This window comes from Mycobacterium sp., assembly GCF_025933915.1.
In the GTDB taxonomy this organism is placed as follows: domain Bacteria; phylum Actinomycetota; class Actinomycetes; order Mycobacteriales; family Mycobacteriaceae; genus Mycobacterium.
In genome coordinates this window covers 1-3,585 of sequence record NZ_JAICZA010000265.1, presented here as the reverse complement: position 1 = coordinate 3,585, position 3,585 = coordinate 1, and the positions used below count along the sequence as shown (strand labels likewise).

The window sequence follows — 3,585 nt, the reverse complement described above, 5'->3', positions numbered from 1 at the left end:
GGGCACCGCGGCGGCATCAGTGCCTTCGTCGTCGAGGCCGACTCACCCGGAATCACCGTGGAGCGACGCAACCAATTCATGGGCCTGCGCGGCATCGAAAACGGCGTGACCAGACTGCATCGCGTTCGGGTCCCGCGCGAAAACCTGATCGGCGCCGAAGGCGACGGCTTGAAGATCGCGTTGACCACGCTCAACGCGGGACGGTTGTCGATCCCCGCGAGTGCGACGGGCTCGTCGAAGTGGGCATTGAAGATAGCGCGCGAATGGTCCGGTGAGCGTGTGCAGTGGGGTAAACCGCTGGCCGAGCACGAAGCGGTGGCCCGCAAGCTCTCGTTCATCGCCGCCACCAACTATGCGCTCGACGCCGTCCTCGAACTCTCCGCGCAGATGGCCGACGAAGGGCGCAACGACATCCGGATCGAGGCGGCGTTGGCCAAGTTGTGGTCCAGCGAGATGGCCTGCGTGATCGCCGACGAGGTCATGCAGATCCGGGGTGGGCGAGGCTACGAGACCGCGGAGTCGCTGGCCGCGCGTGGGGAGCGTGCGGTGCCCGTCGAGCAGGTGTTGCGCGATCTGCGGATCAATCGCATCTTCGAGGGTTCCAGCGAGATCATGAGGCTGCTCATCGCTCGTGAGGCGGTCGACGCCCACCTCGCCGCGGCCGGCGACCTCGCCAAGCCCGACACCGGGTTGCGGCAGAAGGCCGCCGCAGCGGTCGGAGCGAGCGGATTTTACGCAAAGTGGTTGCCGCAGCTGGTTTTCGGTGAAGGACAACGGCCCCGGGCATTCCACGAGTTCGGTCCGCTGGCGTCACACCTACGGTTCATCGAGCGCTCCAGCCGCAAGCTCGCCCGAAACACCTTCTACGGGATGGCGCGGTGGCAAGCCAAGCTGGAGCAGCGGCAGGGGTTCCTCGGGCGTGTGGTCGATATCGGTGCCGAGTTGTTCGCGATGTCCGCGGCGTGCGTGCGGGCGGAGTCGCAACGCGCCGCCGATCCGGTGGTGGGTCAGCAGGCCTACGAGCTGGCCGAAACGTTCTGCGCCCAAGCGGCGTTGCGGGTGGAGACGCTGTTTCACGCCTTGTGGGACAACACCGACGGCAGCGATGTGCAGCTCACCCGCAACCTGCTGCAGGGCCGTTACAGCTGGCTGGAGGATGGGATCATCGATCAGTCCGAGGGCACCGGGCCGTGGATCGCCCATTGGGAAGAGGGCGCGTCGACCGAGACCAATCTGGCCCGTCGGTTCCTATCGGGCTAGTCAAGGCGTCCAACGTCGACCTGTTGGTTGCAATCCGGCGAAGTGACGCCAACGAGTCGACGTTGGGGATTGGGGCAGAATCGTCGTCATGGCCACCTACGTCGCCGGGACGGGCGATTTCACCCGTGACACGAACTACATCAACACCCGCATCACTGCCGATGGGCGCGACGGCTACCCGGTCGAGCCCGGCCGGTATCGGCTCGTCGTCGCCCGCGCGTGCCCGTGGGCCAACCGCGCCATCATCGTCCGGCGATTGTTGGGCCTCGAAAGCGTTCTCTCCATTGGTTTTTGCGGTCCCACCCATGACGAGCGCAGTTGGACGTTCGATCTCGATCCCGGGGGGGTCGACCCGGTCCTGAAGATCCCGCGGCTGCAAGATGCCTACTTCAAGCGATTCCCCGACTACCCCAAGGGCATCACGGTTCCGGCGATCGTCGACGTCGGCACCGGGGCGGTGGTCACCAATGACTTCGCGCAGATGACCCTCGATCTCTCGACGGAGTGGTCGGCGTACCACCGCGACGGCGCACCCGCGCTCTACCCCGAGCGCCTGCGCGCGGAAATCGATGAGGTGAACAAGCGGGTCTACACCGAGATCAACAACGGTGTGTACCGGTGCGGCTTCGCCGGCTCGCAGCAGGCTTACGAAGCGGCCTACGACCGGTTGTTCACCGCGTTGGATTGGGTGAGCGATCGGCTGACCGACCAGCGCTACCTGGTGGGCGACACCATCACCGAGGCCGACGTGCGGCTGTTCACCACCCTGGCCCGCTTCGACCCGGTTTATCACGGGCATTTCAAGTGCAATCGCAGCAAACTGAGCGAGATGCCGGTGCTGTGGGCCTACGCCCGCGACCTGTTTCAGACACCGGGTTTCGGGGACACGGTCGACTTCGTCCAGATCAAGCAGCACTACTACATCGTCCACGCCGACATCAACCCCACCCGCATCGTCCCCAAGGGCCCCGACCTGTCCGGCTGGCTATCCCCGCACGAACGAGAACGCCTGGGCGGCGAGCCGTTCGGGGAGGGAACGCCCCCGGGCCCGCCGCTCGCGGGGGAACGGGTCCCCGCCGGCCATGGGGCCTGACCCTTGGCGCCGAACGTCGAGGCCTAACCCTTGGCGCCGAACGTCGAGTTGTTGGGCGAATCTTGGCGTTTCGGCCCAACAAGTCCACGCTCGACGCTCAGAGTCGGCAGCCGGCCGCGACCAGGGCACTACGGGTCCGCGCCACGACAACGTATGGGCGGTACCGCAGCATGTCGGCACTGGCCCGGACGATCGTCCAACCACGTGCCTCGAGTTCGGCCAGCCGATCAATGTCTCGGGTGCGCCGCGCAGGGTCGGTCCAGTGGTGTGCGCCGTCGAATTCCACGCCGACCTTCCATTCCTCCCAGCCCATGTCGATGCGCGCCAGCATCGCGCCCCATTCGTTGAGCACTTCGATCTGGGTTTGTGGACGCGGCAATCTGCTGCCGACGAGGAGCAAACGGGTCTTCGTCTCGTACGGTGATTCAGCGCCTCCGTCGACCATGGTCAGGACACGCCGCAACTGCACCAACCCGCGCGCTCCGCGATGGCGGTCGGCCAGCAGTTCGACGTCCGCTGTCTTCACGTCGGTTGCATGCATCAGCGCATCGACCCGAATCACCGCTGTAGTCAACCCCTTTCGCCTCCCGAGGTCGAACGCCGTGCGTGCCGGCGTGGTCAGGCTCATCCCGTCACACACAGTCGTCTCATCGTCTTCGAGGGTGTCGCTGTGCAGGATGATGCCGCGTGCCTTGTTCCGGCTGAGCCGGTTCAACTCGGCGGGCAGCCAGTCGTCGATCCACCCCGTGCGATGTAATGCCGCCGCGGACAGGCCTGCCACGGTTGCGGTCCGTTCAGACCACAGCCACGCGGCAACGGCTCGGGTCACCGGTGTCAACCGTTGTCCACGGCGAAGGTAGACGTTGCGATGAACCATCTCGAATTCGGTTCGCAACCGATGTCGAGTGATGACTCCAGCTGCCAGTGCGTCGGTTCCTCTAAATGGCCAGTCCAACGGTCGCATGCCGACACAGTGCCCGGACGCACCGACATCCGCGGTCGAGCGTCGACTTGTTGCGCTCACAGACTCGGCGGTTTCAGGAGGTGAGTGCAACAGCTTCTAGTTGAGGAGTTGTTGTGCGTCCGTCAGCGTTGTCATGGCTTGGCCGTCGGTTTTGGGATTGCATCAGGGAAGGAATGTCACCCGGTGAGGCTGGCGTGGCCGTCGGCGTGTCGATGGCCAGTGGTCGGCATTGGTTTGCTGATGCTGGCGGGGTGAGACCAAAGTTTCC

3 protein-coding genes are annotated in these 3,585 nt (G+C 65.2%); 2 read left to right on the top strand and 1 reads right to left on the bottom strand.

All coding sequences use genetic code 11. The features are described 5' to 3' along the window. Both Q0W90_RS23710 and Q0W90_RS23705 read left to right on the top strand, forming a co-directional pair. A partial coding sequence (locus tag Q0W90_RS23710; RefSeq protein WP_297777032.1) for an acyl-CoA dehydrogenase occupies nucleotides 1-1,260 on the top strand: 1,260 nt, incomplete at its 5' end. Nucleotides 1,261-1,348: 88 nt separating this feature from the next. Continuing rightward, nucleotides 1,349-2,353: a glutathione S-transferase C-terminal domain-containing protein gene (locus Q0W90_RS23705; RefSeq protein ID WP_297701053.1), complete on the top strand. Its 1,005-nt coding sequence runs from the start codon at nucleotides 1,349-1,351 to the stop codon at nucleotides 2,351-2,353. A gap of 97 nt (nucleotides 2,354-2,450) precedes the next feature. On the opposite strand, the gene Q0W90_RS23700 is transcribed toward Q0W90_RS23705, so the two are convergent. Further along, a complete protein-coding gene (locus Q0W90_RS23700) occupies nucleotides 2,451-3,317 on the bottom strand; it encodes a hypothetical protein (RefSeq protein ID WP_297777029.1) in 867 nt (288 codons plus the stop codon). Nucleotides 3,318-3,585: the final 268 nt, after the last annotated feature.

What these genes read in the sequence shown, in the direction of transcription:
- Q0W90_RS23705 (WP_297701053.1), top strand. Translation starts at nt 1,349, where the DNA reads ATGGCCACCTACGTCGCCGGGACGGGCGATTTCACCCGTGACACGAAC.
- Q0W90_RS23700 (WP_297777029.1), bottom strand. Translation starts at nt 3,317, where the DNA reads ATGCGACCGTTGGACTGGCCATTTAGAGGAACCGACGCACTGGCAGCT.